The sequence below is a fragment of the Sphingomonas panaciterrae genome (assembly GCF_036890205.1).
Taxonomy (GTDB): Bacteria; Pseudomonadota; Alphaproteobacteria; order Sphingomonadales; family Sphingomonadaceae; genus Sphingomonas; species Sphingomonas panaciterrae.
The window spans coordinates 1-1,153 of sequence record NZ_JAKNQR010000035.1; the positions used below are offsets into that span (position 1 = coordinate 1).

The following is a 1,153-nucleotide window of genomic DNA, read 5'->3' on the forward strand; positions in this document are numbered from 1 at the left end:
GCACTAACAATCAACCCGGACCACCCGGTGGGGGCTGCTCAGGTCTGGGCGATCCGCGACGGCCGCGCCTGGATCGACGTGCAGCACGGCTGAGGCCGCACCCATCGTGGGCGCATCCCGCGCCGGCGCCTTTACCCTGGAGAACATCGATGACGCTGGACCATGTGCCCGGCGCCGCGAAGGCGTCGGTCGACGTCCTGTCGTTCGGCGTCGCCGTCGGCACCGTCACGCAGCTGCTGCCGCACCTCGCCGCGCTGCTCACCATCATCTGGACGCTGATCCGGATCTTCGAAACCGACACCGTGCGCGAGCTGCTCGGCCGTGCCCGCAAGGGAGAGAAGATCGATGGCTGATATGAAGCCCGGGCCGAAGACGCTCGCCGGCGTTTTGGGCAGCATCGCCGGCGCGATCGCGCTGTTCACCTCGATCCCGGCCGATGAGAGCGGCCGCAAGGTCGCGGTGACGATCGCCCCCACCGGCCAGGCCACGATCCGCCACGTCTCGGGTCCGCAGTATCTGCGCGCCTACCTGGACGCGGTGAAGGTGCCGACCGCCTGTGACGGCATCACCCGCGGCGTTCGCATGGGTCAGACCTACACCGAGGCGCAATGCACCGCGCTGCTCGAGGCCGAGCTGATCGAGATGGCCACCCGCGTCATCGCGTGCGTGCCGGCGCTCTACGGCCGCCCGAACCAGGCCGCCGCCTCGGTCAGCCTGGCCTACAACATCGGCTGGCCCAGCTTCTGCAAATCGACGGCCGCCAGGCGCTTCAACGCCGGGCAGTGGACGGCGGGCTGCGATGCCTTCCCGATGTGGAAATACGCCGGCGGAAAGGTGCTGCGCGGCCTCGTCCTGCGCCGGGAGCGCGAGCGCCAGCTCTGCCGCACCGGTCTTTGATCAACCACCCCGAAGGAGACGACCATGAAGGAACTGCTGAAGACGATCGCGCGCGAGGTCGTGCTGCCTTGGGCTGTGTCGGCGATCGCCGCCGTCGCCGCGAAGAAGCTGGCGCCGAAGGCGAAGAAGGATGTGCCGGCGCGGTGATCGCGATGTGCTTCGGTTAGAGCGCAATCATACTCGAAAGCACGAACTAGGAGCGGGTATCGCGCTACTGAGCAGCCCCCACCGGGTGGTCCGGGGTGATTGTTAGTGC

General features: G+C 68.1%; 3 protein-coding genes. All 3 read left to right on the top strand.

Going from position 1 to position 1,153, the window contains the following annotated elements; genetic code table 11:
* Nucleotides 1-149: 149 nt before the first annotated feature.
* Genes L8F96_RS18525 through L8F96_RS18535 form a run of 3 tightly spaced genes read left to right on the top strand, consistent with a single transcriptional unit; the run spans nt 150 to nt 1,044 of the window.
* The gene (locus L8F96_RS18525; protein WP_334657022.1) at nt 150-353 is read left to right on the top strand and encodes a hypothetical protein; all 204 of its coding nucleotides are present in this window, start codon (nt 150-152) and stop codon (nt 351-353) included.
* Nucleotides 346-897, top strand: a complete 552-nt coding sequence (locus L8F96_RS18530) for a lysozyme (protein ID WP_334657023.1) — start codon at nt 346-348, stop codon at nt 895-897. The genes L8F96_RS18525 and L8F96_RS18530 overlap by 8 nt, the downstream gene beginning before the upstream one ends.
* 24 nt (nt 898-921) lie before the next feature.
* Nucleotides 922-1,044: a hypothetical protein gene (locus L8F96_RS18535; RefSeq protein ID WP_334657024.1), complete on the top strand. Its 123-nt coding sequence runs from the start codon at nt 922-924 to the stop codon at nt 1,042-1,044.
* Nucleotides 1,045-1,153: the final 109 nt, after the last annotated feature.